This is a genomic window from Novosphingobium oxfordense (genome assembly GCF_044029435.1).
Classification (GTDB): Bacteria; Pseudomonadota; Alphaproteobacteria; order Sphingomonadales; family Sphingomonadaceae; genus Novosphingobium.
Genome location: NZ_CP147005.1, coordinates 3,406,182 through 3,421,724, shown reverse-complemented (window position 1 = coordinate 3,421,724; position 15,543 = coordinate 3,406,182). Strand labels below are relative to the sequence as shown.

14 protein-coding genes are annotated in these 15,543 nt (G+C 65.7%); 5 read left to right on the top strand and 9 right to left on the bottom strand.

Annotated features, from left to right (window positions below; translation table 11 throughout):
• The first annotated feature begins 41 nt into the window (after positions 1–41).
• Entirely contained in the window at positions 42–1,112 is a 1,071-nt protein-coding gene (gene queG, locus WBP07_RS16360; RefSeq protein WP_395392652.1) for a tRNA epoxyqueuosine(34) reductase QueG, read from the top strand.
• Position 1,113: 1 nt separating this feature from the next.
• Here the strand turns inward: queG and WBP07_RS16355 are convergent, their stop codons facing one another.
• From WBP07_RS16355 to lgt, 3 genes are read right to left on the bottom strand one after another with little or no spacing between them, the layout of a single operon-like run.
• Positions 1,114–1,620, bottom strand: a complete 507-nt coding sequence (locus tag WBP07_RS16355; protein WP_395392651.1) for a DUF2306 domain-containing protein — start codon at positions 1,618–1,620, stop codon at positions 1,114–1,116.
• Between the two features lie 20 nt (positions 1,621–1,640).
• Positions 1,641–2,702, bottom strand: a complete 1,062-nt coding sequence (locus WBP07_RS16350) for a class I SAM-dependent methyltransferase (RefSeq protein WP_395392649.1) — start codon at positions 2,700–2,702, stop codon at positions 1,641–1,643.
• The gene (gene lgt / locus WBP07_RS16345; RefSeq protein WP_395392648.1) at positions 2,699–3,598 is read right to left on the bottom strand and encodes a prolipoprotein diacylglyceryl transferase; all 900 of its coding nucleotides are present in this window, start codon (positions 3,596–3,598) and stop codon (positions 2,699–2,701) included. The genes WBP07_RS16350 and lgt overlap by 4 nt, the downstream gene beginning before the upstream one ends.
• 185 nt (positions 3,599–3,783) lie before the next feature.
• On the opposite strand from lgt, the gene WBP07_RS16340 reads away from it, so the two are divergent.
• The 3 genes from WBP07_RS16340 (at position 3,784) to WBP07_RS16330 (ending at position 8,743) form a co-directional block, all read left to right on the top strand.
• A complete protein-coding gene (locus WBP07_RS16340) occupies positions 3,784–6,534 on the top strand; it encodes a [protein-PII] uridylyltransferase (RefSeq protein ID WP_395392646.1) in 2,751 nt (916 codons plus the stop codon).
• 219 nt (positions 6,535–6,753) lie between these two features.
• On the top strand, positions 6,754–7,908 hold the full coding sequence (locus tag WBP07_RS16335) for a patatin-like phospholipase family protein (RefSeq protein WP_395392645.1): 1,155 nt from the start codon (positions 6,754–6,756) through the stop codon (positions 7,906–7,908).
• Between the two features lie 52 nt (positions 7,909–7,960).
• Entirely contained in the window at positions 7,961–8,743 is a 783-nt protein-coding gene (locus tag WBP07_RS16330; RefSeq protein ID WP_395392644.1) for a 3-hydroxybutyrate dehydrogenase, read from the top strand.
• 45 nt (positions 8,744–8,788) lie between these two features.
• On the opposite strand, the gene WBP07_RS16325 is transcribed toward WBP07_RS16330, so the two are convergent.
• The 3 genes from WBP07_RS16325 to WBP07_RS16315 are packed head-to-tail and all read right to left on the bottom strand — an operon-like array spanning position 8,789 to position 11,449.
• Positions 8,789–9,028 carry a hypothetical protein gene (locus tag WBP07_RS16325; RefSeq protein WP_395392643.1) on the bottom strand — a complete coding sequence of 80 codons (240 nt, stop codon included), beginning with the start codon at positions 9,026–9,028 and terminating at the stop codon, positions 8,789–8,791.
• On the bottom strand, positions 9,028–10,611 hold the full coding sequence (locus WBP07_RS16320) for a phytoene desaturase family protein (RefSeq protein ID WP_395392641.1): 1,584 nt from the start codon (positions 10,609–10,611) through the stop codon (positions 9,028–9,030). Before WBP07_RS16320 ends, WBP07_RS16325 begins: the two co-directional genes overlap by 1 nt.
• Positions 10,612–10,624: 13 nt before the next feature.
• A complete protein-coding gene (locus WBP07_RS16315; protein WP_395392639.1) occupies positions 10,625–11,449 on the bottom strand; it encodes an SDR family NAD(P)-dependent oxidoreductase in 825 nt (274 codons plus the stop codon).
• Positions 11,450–11,545: 96 nt separating this feature from the next.
• Between WBP07_RS16315 and WBP07_RS16310 the strand changes: the two genes are divergently transcribed.
• The gene (locus tag WBP07_RS16310; protein WP_395392638.1) at positions 11,546–11,974 is read left to right on the top strand and encodes a winged helix-turn-helix transcriptional regulator; all 429 of its coding nucleotides are present in this window, start codon (positions 11,546–11,548) and stop codon (positions 11,972–11,974) included.
• Positions 11,975–12,169: 195 nt separating this feature from the next.
• On the opposite strand, the gene WBP07_RS16305 is transcribed toward WBP07_RS16310, so the two are convergent.
• The 3 genes from WBP07_RS16305 to WBP07_RS16295 are packed head-to-tail and all read right to left on the bottom strand — an operon-like array spanning position 12,170 to position 15,532.
• Positions 12,170–13,183: a LysR family transcriptional regulator gene (locus WBP07_RS16305; RefSeq protein ID WP_395392637.1), complete on the bottom strand. Its 1,014-nt coding sequence runs from the start codon at positions 13,181–13,183 to the stop codon at positions 12,170–12,172.
• A 14-nt stretch (positions 13,184–13,197) separates the two neighbouring features.
• Positions 13,198–14,118, bottom strand: coding sequence for an NAD-dependent epimerase/dehydratase family protein (locus WBP07_RS16300; protein WP_395392635.1), 921 nt, complete (start codon positions 14,116–14,118; stop codon positions 13,198–13,200).
• A gap of 10 nt (positions 14,119–14,128) precedes the next feature.
• On the bottom strand, positions 14,129–15,532 hold the full coding sequence (locus WBP07_RS16295) for a sulfatase (protein ID WP_395392634.1): 1,404 nt from the start codon (positions 15,530–15,532) through the stop codon (positions 14,129–14,131).
• Between the last annotated feature and the right edge of the window lie 11 nt (positions 15,533–15,543).

Below are 15,543 nucleotides of genomic sequence, written 5' to 3'. Positions count from 1 at the left end.
GCCCACCTACCGTCATGACGTGAACCGGAGCATCCGCAAGCTTGGTTAACAACCCTCTAAGTGATCTGACCGAGTCTCTGGAAGCGCAAGCCCGCGCCTTGGGCTTTTGCGCCTTTGGAATCGCGTCCGCCGAAGAGGATGCCGATCGTGCCGCCCGTCTCGATTCGTGGCTGGCGGAGGGGATGCACGGGTCGATGGAGTGGATGGCCGACCGCGCGCACCATCGCCGCTCCCCCCAGGGTCTCTGGCCCGAGGCGCGGCGGGTGATCGCGCTGGGCATGAGCTATGCCCCCGCCGCCGATCCGCTGCGGCTGGCCGATGTGCCCGAAGTGGGCCGCATCTCGGTCTATTCGCAAGGCGCGGACTATCACGACGTGGTGAAGAAGGCGCTGAAACACCTGGCCCGCTGGCTGGTGGAGGAAGCGCGCAAGCGCGGCTTGGGAGACATCGGCGTCAAGGTCTTCACCGATACCGCCCCGGTCATGGAAAAGCCGCTGGCGGCCGCTGCCGGGCTTGGCTGGCAGGGCAAGCACACCAATGTAGTCAGCCGCGAGCATGGATCGTGGCTGTTCCTGGGCGAAATCTACACCACGCTGGACCTGCCGCTCTCCACGCCGGGGCGCGACCGCTGCGGATCGTGCCGCGCCTGCCAGGACGCCTGCCCCACCGCCGCCTTTCCCGAGCCCTACCGTCTCGATGCGCGGCGCTGCGTCAGCTATCTGACGATCGAGCACAAAGGCGCGATTCCCGAGGAATTCCGCACCGCACTGGGCAACCGCATCTATGGCTGCGACGATTGCCTGGCGGTCTGCCCGTGGAACAAGTTCGCCGACATGGCGCACACCATCAAGGCATTCCTGCCGCGCGCGGAACTGACCGTGCCCGAACTGGCCGATCTGCTGACGCTGGACGATGCGGGCTTTCGCAAGCTGTTTTCCGGCTCCCCGATCAAGCGGATCGGGCGCGACCGGTTCGTGCGCAACTGCCTCTATGCCGCCGGCAACAGCGGCGCATTAGCACTACTCGATACAGTGGAAACCTTGCGCGGCGATCCCGATCCGGCGGTAGCGGATGCGGCCGATTGGGCCGTCGGTCAGTTGCGCAAAGGCTAGGTTAGCCGAACAGCCAGTGGCCCAGCAGACGGCCGAAGGGGAACGTGAAAAACCCGGCCACCAGCAGCGCACCGATGATCAGTCCGCGCGCGGTGCGGCGGTGGCGGGCGACATTGTGGCTCCGCGCGGCCAGCACCAGCACCGGCACCATCACGATCACGAACGCCGAAAGCAGGTGGATCACGCTGAACTGGCCGTTGTGGCCACGGATGAACAGGCTGTCGATCGCGGTCGCCATCATCGATCCGGCCCAGACATAGCCCATCACCCGGTGCCGATAATCGCCGCGCCGCCGCCACAGCAGCATCGGCGTCAGCGCCAGCGTCACCAGCATGGTCGCCAGATGAAACCACACGACCGCCGGAATCCGCGCCCATTCAGCCATGCCGCGCGTGATGGCGACCAGAATCACCGCCATCATCACCAGCGCCAGGAAACCCAGCGCGCGTTCGAGACGGTCCGGCCCCTTCAGATCCTGCGCGGCTACACCCTTAACCTTGTCGTGCATCTCGCCCCCTGTCGCACCCTTCAAAGCCCTTGGAACCCTGCGCCCTCCGGCCAATCCGGCCCGGCAAGCGCCATGACCTTGAACAGACTGCCCATCTGCTCATCGGAGACTAGCCGGTCCAGGGCGGTCCTGATAGCATCGCCATGCTGCGGCGCGGAAGCGGCAAGTCGCTCTGCGCGCGCCTCGATGCCCAGCGTCCGCAGGAACGCGCCCTGCGTGGTGGTGCCAAGCCACTTCGCGCCGCTCGCCCGCGCAACTTCGGCAGCGGTGGCGAAATCGACGAGGCAGGTCAGGTCCGCCTCGCCCGGCATGGCGAAAGGATCGACCTTGGTGTGTTCGCGCAGCGCCTGAAGCGTGGATCCGGCCTGCCTTTCGGCAAAGCCGTAGTCGATCAGCAGCGCCGCGCCGCCCTGCGCGGACAGGCGATGGCCGATTTCCTGCACGACTGCCGCCGCGCCGGGGCAGGTTTCCAGGATCGTGCCTTCGGCCGCGTCCTTCCATTCTTCGGGAACGGCGGCATCCATCGGCTTGTCCCCGGCAACCGGGCGAAAGCGATCCTCCGCCCAATCGACCATGCGCTCGCGCCAGCCTTCGCCCGCCTTGACCAGCTGGCGCACGGGCAGCGCGTCGAGAAATTCGTTGCCGACGATCAGCAGCGGCGCATCTTCGGGCAGCGTCGCCAGATCGTCGTGGAACTGCACTTGCGGCACCGCTTCGCGCTGCAAGGCGCGCAGGGCGGTGGAGCCTTCGACGAAGTGGACCTCCGGCGCCAGCCCGAAGCGCGCCATCGTGCGCAGCGCATCGCGCGCCAAAGTGCCGCGACCGGGCCCGAGTTCGACGTAATGGACTTTGGGGCTGCCCGCGCGGCTCCACAGGTCCGCCAGCCACAGGCCGATCAGTTCGCCGAACATCTGGCTGATTTCAGGCGCGGTGATGAAGTCCCCCGCGCTGCCGAGCGGGTCCTTGCCCGCGTAATAGCGCGCGTTGGACTCGCCCATGTAGTGCAGCAGCGAAATCGGGCCGTAAGTCTGGATCAGCCGCCGGAAGATCTCCTCCAGCGGCTCGGAACGGGGTTCGGTCACGCCGGGATCGGGCGGCCGGTGGCGAGCGCCGGGCGCACCAGCGAACGCGCAATCAGCGCCAGGCCCAGCACGAACAGCGGGATCGTCAGCCACTGGCCCATGGAAAGGCCGGTGCGCATGGCGAATTCCTGAAGCTGGGCGTCCGGCTCGCGGAAGAATTCGACGGTGAAGCGTGCAGCCGCGATTCCAGTGGTGAACACGCCCACCAGCATGCCCGGACGGAAGCGCGCGCGCGTCTTCCAGAACAGCGTGAGCATGATGACGATCATCGCCAGACCTTCCAGACCGGCTTCGTAAAGCTGGCTGGGGTGGCGCGGCAGCGGGCCGGCATCGGGGAATACCATGGCCCAGGGCAGGTTCGGGTTGGTGACCACGCGGCCCCAGAGTTCGCCGTTCACGAAGTTCGCCAGGCGGCCGAACATCATGCCGAACGGCACGCAGACCGCGATGTAGTCGGACACCCGCAGGAAATCGAGCTTGTTGCGCCACGACACCCAGGCCAGCGCCAGCAGCACGCCGATCAGCCCGCCGTGGAAGCTCATGCCGCCGTGCCAGAGCGAAACCAGCGCCTTGGGATCGGTCCAGAGGCTGGGAATCCCGGTGTCGCCGCCCGTGTAGAACGTGGCGTAGCCCAGGCGCCCGCCCAGGATGATGCCCAGCGTGCAGTAGAAGAACAGATCGTCCGCATGGCGCTGCGCCAGCGGGGCGCCGGGCGCCCGGATCATCCGCGTCAGGTGCCAGTAGCCCAGCATGATGCCGGCCAGATAGGCCAGCGAGTACCAGCGCAGTTCGAAGCTGCCGATCCGGAACAGGTAGTTCTTCAGGCCCAGATTGGCCCAGTAGATCGGCTCGTGCGCCTGTGCGACGGCGCTGGCGGCAAGTGCTGTGAGGGACAAGTGGTTCGACCTCGTATCCGTTTGGTCCCCACGCCGGGGCGGCGCGCGGGATGCATTGCCGGCCTTCTGGCATAGGCTTGGGGGCGATGGTAGGCTGCTTTTAGGAACTTGCAGGCAAAATCAACGCAGGCGCAGCATCTGCGTGCCTTTCCCTGCGGCCTGCGAAGGACTAGATACGGCTTTACATGAGCGTGATCCGCATCCCTTCGCCCCGTTCCGTGATCGACCGCCGCGCGCTGGTCGAGGCCATCGAAGCCGTCGTTTCCGCAGAGGGCGCCACCAAGGGCCGCAAGGCCGTGGTGGAACTGCTGCGCGCCGCGCTGGAGGACGGCCGGGCGGAAATCGCTCGCCGGCTGGTCTCCAAGCCTTCCGCCGGGCACGAAGTCGCCGAAGCGCAGGCCTATCTGGTCGATCAGCTGCTGCGGGTGATCCACGATCACGTTTCCACCCACGTCTATCCGGCGATGAACCGGTCCACCGGCGAACGGCTGGCGATCATCGCCGTCGGCGGATACGGACGCGGCGAGATGGCGCCGCATTCGGACGTGGACCTCGCCTTCGTCACCCCGATCAAGCAGACCGCCTGGTGCGAACAGGTGATCGAGGCGATGCTCTATTTCCTCTGGGACCTGAGCCTCAAGATCGGCCATTCCAGCCGTTCGGTGGACGACATGGTCCGCATGAGCCGGTCGGACCTGACGATCCGCACCGCGATGCTGGAAGGCCGCTATGTCTGGGGTGACCAGCATCTTTACGAGGAAGTGCGCGCGCGCTTCTGGAAGGACGTGGTCGCCGGGACCGAACGGCAGTTCGTCGTCGAAAAGCTGGCCGAGCGCGAGGAACGCCACAAGCGCATGGGCGACAGCCGCTATGTGGTCGAACCCAATGTGAAGGAAGGCAAGGGCGGGCTGCGCGACCTGCACACGCTCTACTGGATCGGCAAGTACATCCACAAGGTGCGCGATCCCAGCGAACTGGTGGATGTGGGCCTGCTGACGCCCAAGGAATACCGCGCGTTCCGCCGGGCGGAGAACTTCTTCTGGGCGGTGCGCTGCCATCTCCACACCATCACGCGCCGGGCCGAGGATCGGCTGACGTTCGACCTGCAGCGCGAAGTGGCCATGCGGATGAACTATGCCGACCGCCCCGGAAAGAGCGCGGTCGAGCGGTTCATGCAGATGTTCTTCCTGCAGGCGAAGATGGTCGGCACCTTGACCGGCGTGTTCCTGGCGCAATTGGACGATCAGTTCGCCAAGAAGCAGCCGCGCGGGCTGCTGGCCGGCTTCCGCGCCCGGCCGCGCGCGCTGAAGGGTTACAAGGTATTCGGCGGGCGGATCATGGCCCCGTCGGACAACTGGTTCGAAGCCGATCCGGTGCGCCTGATCGAGATCTTCGTGCTGGCGGACCGTGAGGGACTGGAAATCCACCCCGAAACCATGCGTCTGGTCTCCCGCGATGCCGCGTTGATCCGCGAGGACGTGCGCCGCGATCCACGCGCGAACGAGCTGTTCATGGAACTGCTCACCAGCCGCAACAATCCCGAAGCGGCGCTGCGTTCGTTCAACGAGGCGGGCGTGTTCGGCCGTTTCGTCACCGAATTCGGCCGCGTGAATGCGCAGATGCAGTTCGACATGTACCACCACTACACGGTGGACGAACACACGATCCGCGCCATCGGCCTGCTCGCCCGCATCGAGAAGGGGGAGTTGAAGCAGGACCATCCGCTCAGCCACGAGATCATCCACAAGGTTCGCTCGCGCCGGGCGCTCTATGCCGCGGTGCTGCTGCACGACATCGCCAAGGGGCGCGGCGGGGATCACTCCGAGATCGGCGCGGAGATCGCGCTGAAGCTCTGCCCCCGCTTCGGGTTGGACGAGGAAGAGACGGAACTCGTCTCCTGGCTGGTGCTGCGCCACCTGCTGCTCTCCGCCACGGCGTTCAAGCGCGACCTGTCGGATGCGAAGACGATCAGCGATTTCGTGGCGGTGGTGCAATCGGTGGACCGCCTGCGCCAACTGACGATCCTCACCATCGTCGATATCCGCGCCGTGGGGCCCGGCACCTGGAACTCGTGGAAACGCCAGCTGATCAGCGACCTTTACGGCGCGGCGGAGGAACGCCTGCGCCTGGGCCACGTCGAATATGGGCGCGAGAAGCGCGTGGCGGCGAAGAAGGCGGCGGTGATCGCGCTCGATCCCGCGAACGAGGCGCTGATCGAGGAACTGGGCGGCCAGTTCGCCGATGCCTACTGGATCGCCGAGCCGGACGACGTGATCGCCCGCAACCTCGCCCAGTTCAGCGCATCGCGCGATGAGCCGCTGTCGATCCTCAGCGAATACTACCCGGCGCGCGGGGCGACGCTGGTGACGGTGATCGCATCGGACCATCCCGGCCTGTTCTACCGCATCGCCGGGGGCATCCACCTCGCCGGCGGCAACATCATCGACGCGCGCATCCACACCACTCGCACCGGCCGCGCGGTGGACAACTTCCTGATTCAGGATCCGCTGGGCCGCCCGTTCAGCGAGGAGACGCAGCTGGCCCGCCTCAGCGCCTCGATCGAGAATGCGCTGGCCAACCGCATCAAGATCCTGCCGCAGCTCGTCGCCAAGCCCGACGCTCGCCCGCGCGCAGACGCCTTCGACGTGCGCCCGCGCGTGCTGGTGGACAACAAGGCATCGAACCGCCTCACCGTTGTGGAAGTGAACGCCCGCGACCGCCCTGCGCTGCTCAACCGGCTGGCCCACGCGCTGTTCGAGAGCAAGCTGATGGTCCATTCCGCGCATATCGACACTTATGGCGAGCGCGCGGCGGACACGTTCTATGTGACCGACCTGCTGGGCGAGAAGCTGACCTCCACCACGCGTATCAAGGCGCTGGAGCGCCGTCTGCTGGAAGCAGCGAGCGAAGGAAGCCTGACCGAAGTCGCGGCGTAAGTTTGTTCAAAATGCCCAAATGGGCATTTTGGCGCGGCACCAGCCCTCTCCCCCACCCGACCTCCCACGAGTGTATCCTGATGGGTGGTCGGGTGGGGGAGAGGGCCGGTGCCGCAAAATCCGCCCGCGGCGGATTTCAAACGAAAAATCCCGCTTGAAAGGAACCGCGCAAGGGTCCACGTGTTGCACCGCAACATCCCCATGCGCAGGACCCTGCCCATGAATGCCAGCAAGACCACCGCTTCCGCCGATGATGCCGACTGCCATCAGTCGGTCCTCGTATTGCAGGGAGGCGGGGCGCTGGGGGCCTATCAGGCCGGTGTCTTCGAAGCCCTGAGCGAGGCCGGCCACGCACCGGACTGGGTGGCGGGCATCTCCATCGGCGCGATCAACGCCGCGATCATCGCCGGCAATGCGCCGGGCGAGCGCGTAAAGCACTTGCGCGCCTTCTGGGAGGGCGTGAGCCACGAGCTGCTCTACAAGCTGGACGTCGGCAACGGCTTCGCGCGCCGCGCTTTCAACGAGACGTCCTCCGCCTGGGCTTCCACATTCGGCATTCCCGGCTTCTTCACGCCCCGGCTGCCGACGCCGCTGCCGGAATGGCCGAACGACCTCAGCCGGTTGAGCTATTACGACACCACGCCGCTGCGGCAGACCTTGCTCGATCTGGTCGATTTTGACCGGATCAACCATGGCCCCACTCGCTTCGCGGTCGGCGCGGTTAATGTCATGACCGGCAACTTCGCCTATTTCGACAATGCCAGCGACCGCACGATCGGGCCCGAGCACGTCATGGCCAGCGGCGCCCTGCCCCCCGGCTTCCCGCCGGTGGAGATCGACGGCGAGTGGTACTGGGACGGTGGCCTCGTCTCCAACACTCCCCTGCAATACGTGCTGGACAACCGCAGCCCTTGCGAGATGACCGTGTTCCAGGTGGACCTGTTCCCCTCGCGCGGGGCTGTGCCCAAGACGATGGCGGACATCGCCCAGCGGGAAAAAGACATCCGCTATTCCAGCCGCACGCGCATGAATACGGACTTGTCCAAGCAGCTCCAGAAGATGCGCGCCGCCGCCCAGCGGCTCTACCGCAAACTGCCCGATGAAATGCGCGACGATCCGGACCTTGCCCACTTGCTCGGCTGCCGGCCGGCCGGAGCGGTTGCCATCATGCATCTGATCAACCGGCCGCGCGGCTATGAAACGATGTCGAAAGACTACGAATTTTCACGGATGACGGTTACCGAACACTGGGAAGCCGGCCGGGCCGACGCGCACTGGTCGCTGGAAAATCCGGACTGGACCGGGCGCCATCTGAAGCCGGACGAGATCATGACGTTCGACCTCGCGGCCGACCGTCCCGTCAACGGACACTGAACAAGATGCCGAGGGTGCGGCCCCGGCGAACAAGATCAAGGAGAAGAGGTCAATGAAGCTGAAGGACAAGTCCTGCATCGTCACCGGCGCCGCCAGCGGCATCGGCAATGCCATCGCCCACAAGTACGCATCCGAAGGCGGCAAGGTGGCGATCGCCGACCTCAATCTGGATGCCGCGCAGAAGGCGGCGGACGATATCAAGGCCAAGTACGGCACGGATGCCATCGCCGTCGCCATGGATGTGACCAGCGAGGATCAGGTCAACGCCGGCGTCGCCAAAGTGGTGGACGCCTGGGGCACGGTGGACGTGCTGGTTTCGAACGCCGGCATCCAGATCGTGAACCCGGTCGAGCAGTTCGCCTTTTCCGACTGGAAGAAGATGCTGGCGATCCACCTCGACGGCGCCTTCCTCACATCCAAGGCGGTGCTGCCGCACATGTATGCGCAGAATTCGGGATCGATCATCTTCATGGGATCGGTCCATTCGAAGGAAGCCAGCCCGCTGAAGTCGGCCTACGTCACTGCGAAGCACGGCCTGCTCGGCCTTGCCCGCGTGATAGCCAAGGAAGGCGGCAAGAAGGGTGTGCGCAGCAATGTGATCTGCCCCGGCTTCGTGCGCACCCCGCTGGTGGACAAGCAGATCCCCGAACAGGCCAAGGAACTGGGCATTTCCGAGGATGAAGTCGTCAGCAAGGTCATGCTGGGCCAGACGGTCGACGGCGAATTCACCACCGTGGACGACATTGCCGAAGTGGCGCTGTTCTTCGCCGGGTTCCAGACCAATGCGCTGACCGGCCAGTCGCTGGTCGCCTCGCACGGCTGGTTCATGGAGTGATTGCGGGCGGGGCGGAGGCTTTTCGGCCAACGCCCCGTCACTTGCCTACTTCGCCTTGCGGAACAGCAGGCTGATGATGAACAGGATCGTCCTGGCATCCAGCAGCTTCAGCGCCGCGCGCGCTTCTTCCGGCGTGACTTTCGCGACCATCGGCATGGCACCGAAGATCTTGCCGCGAATGACCAGGTTCTCGCCATCGCGCTCGATCCGGCGCACGGCCATCAGTTCCTTGTCCTGCGCGTCGAGGATGCGCATGACCGGCGCTTTCTTCTTGGCATCCGCCATCACACGCGCTCCCCGCAGACCTTGTCGAATTCGATGTCGAGGTCATCCATCATCTGGATCGCCGTCGCCCGGCCCGCGCCGAACACGCCGCCGCCCGGGTGCATGAACGGCCCGACGAGGTAGAGCCCGTCGATCTGCGGCACCCGGAACGATCCCAGGTCCGGCGTCGGACGGTGGCCGACCGACTGATAGAAGAACGGCGCGCAGCCGTGGATATCGCCCTTCAGGAAGCTGGCCGGGCTGTCGCGCTCATGATCGACGGGGGAGCGGATCAGGCGCCCGGTGATGTTGTCGTCATCAAGGTTCGCGTAGAACTTGCGGTACTGCGCCAGCGCCTTGTCCGCGATCTCTTCCTTGCGTTCGTCCCACGAGGCCGGTCCGCCGGGCCAGAGATCGTAGGGCGCGAAGTTCACGCCGTAGAACACGCCCGCGCCTTCGGGGGCGCGGCTGGGATCGAAGATCGTGTTGTCCCCGCCCGCGATCAGCCGTTCGGACACTTCGCCGCGCCGCAGCTTGTCGTACTCCAGCAGCATGTCGCGCATGGTGTAGAAGTCCATCAGCTCGGTCATCATGGCATTGGTTTCGTTGCCGACCTTGAGCCTGAGACGCTCCTTCAGCGTCAGGTGCGTGAGGTTGATAGAGAAGGTGGACTGGGTGACCCGCTCCGCGCGTTCAAGCACCGGTTCGGGCGTTTCGGCCACGAACTTGCGCAAGACGTGCGGGTGAATCGCGCCGATCACCCCGTCTTTCGCCATGAAGGTCTCGCCATCCACCAGCTCCAGCCCGGCCGCCTTCCCACCTGATACGATCACCCGGCGCACTTCGGCATTGCAGCGCACTTCGCCGCCGAAATGCTCGATCGCGCGGACGAGCGCGTGGCTCAGTTGGCCGGAACCGCCCTTGGGCATCGAACAGCCATAGGCGTGGATGATCCCCGGCATCAGGAAGGCGCCCATGCCGGTGCCCAGTTCGTCCGGCATCTGCAGGTTCTCGGTGACCATGCGCACGATGTGGAGGCGCAGCAGGTCGCTTTCGAAATACTGGTTCACCACATCGAGCGCGGAGCGCTGCATGACGTCGAGCAGGAAGCGCCCTTCGTCCGACTGGTCCATCATCGCCACGAAAGCGCCCATCGGGAACGGCGGCGCATAGAGGCCGGACATGAACATCGGCAGCGCCGCCATCGAGGCTGTGGCGAACTTGCGATAGGCCTCTGCATCCCGGGGCGAGAAGGCGGCGATTTCCTCGCATGTGCGGTCCAGATCGCGCCAGGATCGCACCATCGTCCCGTCTTCCCAGATCGAGGCGTGGGGCAGTTCGGGGTAGATGTATTCCAGGCCGAACTTGCCGAACAGGCCCAGCTCGTCCTCGCGCAGCATCGGGTTGCCCTGGATCATGATGTGCACATTGGAGTGCTCGTCATGCCAGAAGCCGGGCTGGATCAGCTCACGCGTGGAAACGCCGCCGCCGTAGTGGGGCTTTCGTTCCAGCACGATCACCTTCTTGCCCGCCTTGGCCATGTAGGCGGCGGCGACAAGGCCGTTGTGGCCCCCGCCCATGACGACGATGTCGTACTGGCTCATTGCCCAAGTCCCTTCATGAAACGTCTCCCGAAAAGAAGGCCCGGAACTGTGCGATTCCGGGAACGTGGCTGGCGCAGCCGCCATCGGCGACGAGCACTTGCCCGGTAATGTTGCGTGCCGCGTCGGAGGCGAGGAAGGCCACTGCCTCGGCAATGTCCTCCGGCTCACCCAGACGGTCGCGCAGGGTTTCGTCCTCCACCGCCTGGCGCAGCACCGGCGGGAAAGCCTCGCGCAGCGCCGGGGTCATGGTCATGCCGGGGGCGACGGCGTTGCAGCGCACGCCGTGGAGGCCGTGGCTGGCGGCGATGGCGCGGGTCATCTGGATTACCGCCGCCTTGGACGAGGAATAGGCGGCCTGAATCATGTGGCCCTGTAGCGCCAGGTTGCTGACGGTGTTGACGATATTTCCGCGCGTCTCGCGCAAGTACGGCAGGGCGGCGCGGCAGGCGATCATCGTACCGCGCACGTTGACGGCATAAGTCCGGTCCCAGAGCGCGGTGGCCATGTGCTCCACATCGCCGTCGGCCTGCGCGATGTCGGGGCCTAGCAGCGCGGCATTGTTGTGCAGCACATCCAGCCGGCCGAAGTGGGCCACGGTGCCGAAGATCAGCGCCTCGATCGAGGCTTCCTGCTCCAGATCGAGATGCAGGGCGATGGCATCGGGGAGTGTGGCGGCCAGTTCCTCGGCGGCGGAAAGGGCAATATCGGCGATCACCACCTTCGCCCCGCGTGAGGTCAACAGCCGGGCCGTAGCCCCGCCGATCCCACCCGCGCCGCCGGTGACGACCACGACTTTGCCGTCCATTCTCGTCGCGTCGTTCGCCGCATGTGCGACCATTGCTCTCTCCCGGAATTGACCTTGTTTGATCCCGGCATAAAGTGGGCGCGGATGGATGGAAGACGGCACTTTTTTGTGCCCATTGCGGGGTAAATCGTGGATCCGCTGGAACTGCCCGGGCTACGTGCGCTGGGCGCGGAAATGGCCCGCTACGGCCATGAGCGAGAGGCGCCGGCGCGTGCCGTGATGGGCATGCTGGGTGACCGCTGGACCACACTGATCCTGCTGGTTCTGGGTGAATGCGAATTGCGCCACGCCGACCTCAAGCGCGTAATCGCGCAGCTATCGCACGAACAGGCGATCTCGCAGCGGGTGCTGACCCTGAAACTGCGCGCGCTGGAGCGGGACGGTTTCGTGCTGCGCAGCGTCAGCGCGGATGTGCCGCCGAAAGTGGCCTATCGGCTATCAGCGCTGGGCGAGGACCTGTTCGCGCGGGCCAGAGGGATGATCGACTGGATCAACGCGCGGTCGGATGCGATTCACGAGGCGCGCGACCGGTATGATCGGGAGAATGGGGCGGACTGAGCCGCCCGGCCACACCAAACTCGCGGTCACACCGAACTCCTCCTCACCAAGCACTCCGTCATCCCCGCGAAGGCGGGGGCCCCGCTTTTCTTTGCTAGGTTGCGCGCTGGCGCAAGGAAGCGGGATCCCCGCCTACGCGGGGATGACGGGGTTGAGGTGTGCGGATGTGGAAGGGGAAGGGAGCCAGCCCACCGCTTACAGATTCTTGTTGTTCATCCGGAACGCGTATTCGATCCGCTCGCGCTCGTTGTCCTCGCGCTGGCCTTCCCCGATGGGCACGACGTTACCCGCCACCGCCCCGGTGCGCTGGGCAACCGCGTCCAGCTTCTCCACCACCCAGCGCAGCCCGGCGTCGTTGTTGTTGGAGATGTGCCACTGGATCGCTTCGCGGATCGGCGGGAAGCTGAAGGGCATCTCGCGCATCACCAGCGGCAGGTTGCGCATGAAAATCTCGGCCATGCGGCGGTGGACGGTGGCAATGCGATTACTGTTCATCACCAGCCCGACGATCGAAAGGAAGCTGGGCGCCACCACCTCAACCCGGCGCTGCTGTTTCTGGCGGCGCATGAACCAGTCGTCGAACGCCGCCACGCGGGCCTTGCCGAAGCGCGCGGTGACGTGGCCGAGTTCGAAATAAAGCTCACGCGTCATCGGCCCCTGCATGGCGGGATTGCCGTCCCAGCCGAGCACTACGTAGTCATCCTCGAACAGGATCTGGCTGGGGTGATCTGTGGAGATGGCGTAGTCGATGGTCAGCAGCAGGTCGATATAGCCGCGCTCCAGCGCATCGACCGGGGTTTCGTGCATCGGCTGAATCTCGAAGCGGATGCCCGGCGCCTCGCGCGAAATCTCGGAAATCGCATCGGCCAGCAGCACCTGTGTCGAATAGTCGGACGCCATGATGCGGATCTGCCGCTCCGCCGTGGCGGGATCGAAGGGCGGGGCCACGGTGATGGTGGCGCGGATCTGCTCCAGCACCGCGCGCACCGGCTCGATCAGTTCCTCCGCCCGTGCGGTGAGGATCATGTTGCGCCCCTTCACCACCAGCAGTTCGTCGCCGAAGTATTCGCGCAGCCGCCCCAGCGCGCTGGACGTGGCCGATTGCGAGAGGCACAGCTTGTCCGCCGCCAGCGAGACGCTGCGTTCCGTCAGCAGCGCATCCAGCGCCACCAGCAGGTTGAGATCGAGCCGACCGAAGCGCATTGCCATCTCCCGCGCGCTCCTTACGAAAGGGTTCGCAGGGCGCTTGCGACCAGCATAGCAAGATCGCCGTCATGCGCAAAACCCGCCTTTTCCGCGGCGGGCGTGGCCAGCGGCGGCTGGGCGGCAAAGGCGGTCTCCAGCGCGGCATCGGCTTCGTAGCCGACGAGATCGGCGGAAACGCCGCACTGCCGCGCGATTTCGGCGGCAAGATCGCCCATCGTCACGCGCAGCGCCGGCAAGGTCACCGCGCGCGTCGGCGGCAGCAGCGCGGAATCCAGAGTCAGCGCATGGATGAAGTTCCGGCCTACGCATTCCAGCGATTCCGCCCAGATCGTCCCCTCGGCAGAGACCGGGCAGGTGAACGCCTCGCCCGCCTTCAGCGCGTGGAACAGGTTGGACATGAAGGCGGACTTCATGCCCGAGGGCCCCTTGGGCCGCGCCAGGATGCCGGGCAGGCGCACGGTCACCCCATCGATCAGCCCGCGATTGGAAAACATGGCCACGGCATGTTCCATCATCGCCTTGTGCCCGCCGTAGATCATCTTGGGCGAAAGCGGCGTCTGATCGTCGACATGCGCGGGCAGCGGATCGCCATAGACCGCGATCGAGCTGGCATAGGCAACGCGCAGGCCGGGCTTCAGGGCACCGGCTTCCAGCAGCAGGTCGTACATCGCATCGATGTTGATCCGGCGGGAGGCCACCGGATCGGCCTCCGCCGCGCCGCCGGGCACGGTGGCGAGGTGGACGAGTGCATCGCACCCATCCGCCAATGCCTGCGCCCGGATCGCGGCATCGCCCAGGTCGCCCTCTACGGCGCGCGCACCGGCCGGAATGCCGCCGACGTGGCTGTCGATTCCGACCACTTCATGTCCGGCATCCAGCAGGCTATGGACCAGTTGCCGGCCGACGAAGCCGCCGGCGCCGGTGACGAGCACTTTCACATCGATCTCCCTAATATCTGTCGGAATAGGCCTTGCGCACGTCCTCGGAATATCCGTCGACGCGGTAGGGCAGCATCTGGGCGTTCCAGCCGTCCCACAGGCCTTTCAGTTCGGCCAGCTTGGCAGGTTCGGCACCGGCGCGCTCGGCGCGTTCATGCTCATCCTCGGCAAGGTTGTAGAGGTGTTCCTTCCCGCCGATCTTCACGTATTTCCAGTCGCCCTGGCGAACCGCGGCCTGCTCGTTCGCCTTGAAACGCCAGAACAGCGTGCGCGGCACCGATGCGGCCTTGCCGGTCAGCTGGGCTGAGAGATCGACGCCATCGAACGTGCCCGCCTTGGCGACATTGCCGCCCGCCATCGTCAAAAACGTCGGCAGGAAATCCATCGATGCCATGACCTGATCGGACAGCGTGCCGGGCGCGATTTGCCCCGGCCAGCGCATCAGGATCGGCACGCGGATGCCGCCTTCCAGCACTTCGCCCTTGTGGCCGATGAAGGGCCAGGTCTCCGAAAACCGCTCGCCACCGTTGTCGCTGGTGAAGACGACAATGGTGTTGTCCGCCTTGCCGGTGCGTTCCAGCGCGGCCAGCACCTTGGCGACGTTCTGATCCATCGCCTCCACCATTTCCTTGTACTTGGCGAGGTTGCCGCCTTCGTAGTGGAAGGAATTGGGGAGAGTCTTGGCCGCCGCCGCATCCTCGCGCCCTTCCCAGGGCCAGTGCGGCGCGTTGAAGTGGAGCGAGAGGAACAGCGGCTTGTCGCCTGCCCCCTCGATGGTCTTGACCGCCTCGTCCCCGAACAGGTCGGTGAGGTAGCCCTCGCGCTGTTCGGGCACATTGTTCTGGGCAAGGCCGATGCCGACATCCTTGCCGCCCATCACCATGTGATGCCGGAAATAGTCCGCCGCGCCTTCGACCACGCCCAGGAACTCGTCGTAACCGTGCTGGAGCGGGCCATGTTCGGGCGGCTCACCCAGATGCCACTTGCCGATCAGCTTGGTGTGATAGCCCCGATCACGCAGGACGGAGGCGATGGTCGGCCGGTTCAGCGGCACGCCGATATGCGGCGGCGCGCCGGGGCCCAGCGGCTCCTCGATGCCGATGGCGAAGCGCTGGGCATAGCACCCGGTCAGCAGCGCCGTGCGCGTGGGCGAGCAGATCGGCGTACTGGCATAGCCCTGCGTCAGCCGAATGCCGTCGCGGCCGAGGCTGTCGATCGCGGGGGTACGGATCGCATGCGACCCGGTGGCGGAAAGGTCCGCATAGCCGAGGTCATCGGCCATGATGTAGATGATATTGGGCTGGCGTCCCGAGGGCGGGGCCGGGCGGGCAAGCGCCCTTCCCGGCCCCGCGAGCGCGACGAGTGCGGTCGTCGCGCCCAGCCACCCCAGCACTCGGCGACGGTCTGTTGGCAAGCCCATTCCCT

Coding starts and splice junctions, on each gene's coding strand:
- WBP07_RS16355 (WP_395392651.1), bottom strand. CDS start 1,620: ATGCACGACAAGGTTAAGGGTGTAGCCGCGCAGGATCTGAAGGGGCCG.
- WBP07_RS16340 (WP_395392646.1), top strand. CDS start 3,784: ATGAGCGTGATCCGCATCCCTTCGCCCCGTTCCGTGATCGACCGCCGC.
- WBP07_RS16335 (WP_395392645.1), top strand. CDS start 6,754: ATGAATGCCAGCAAGACCACCGCTTCCGCCGATGATGCCGACTGCCAT.
- WBP07_RS16330 (WP_395392644.1), top strand. CDS start 7,961: ATGAAGCTGAAGGACAAGTCCTGCATCGTCACCGGCGCCGCCAGCGGC.
- WBP07_RS16325 (WP_395392643.1), bottom strand. CDS start 9,028: ATGGCGGATGCCAAGAAGAAAGCGCCGGTCATGCGCATCCTCGACGCG.
- WBP07_RS16320 (WP_395392641.1), bottom strand. CDS start 10,611: ATGAGCCAGTACGACATCGTCGTCATGGGCGGGGGCCACAACGGCCTT.
- WBP07_RS16315 (WP_395392639.1), bottom strand. CDS start 11,449: ATGGTCGCACATGCGGCGAACGACGCGACGAGAATGGACGGCAAAGTC.
- WBP07_RS16305 (WP_395392637.1), bottom strand. CDS start 13,183: ATGGCAATGCGCTTCGGTCGGCTCGATCTCAACCTGCTGGTGGCGCTG.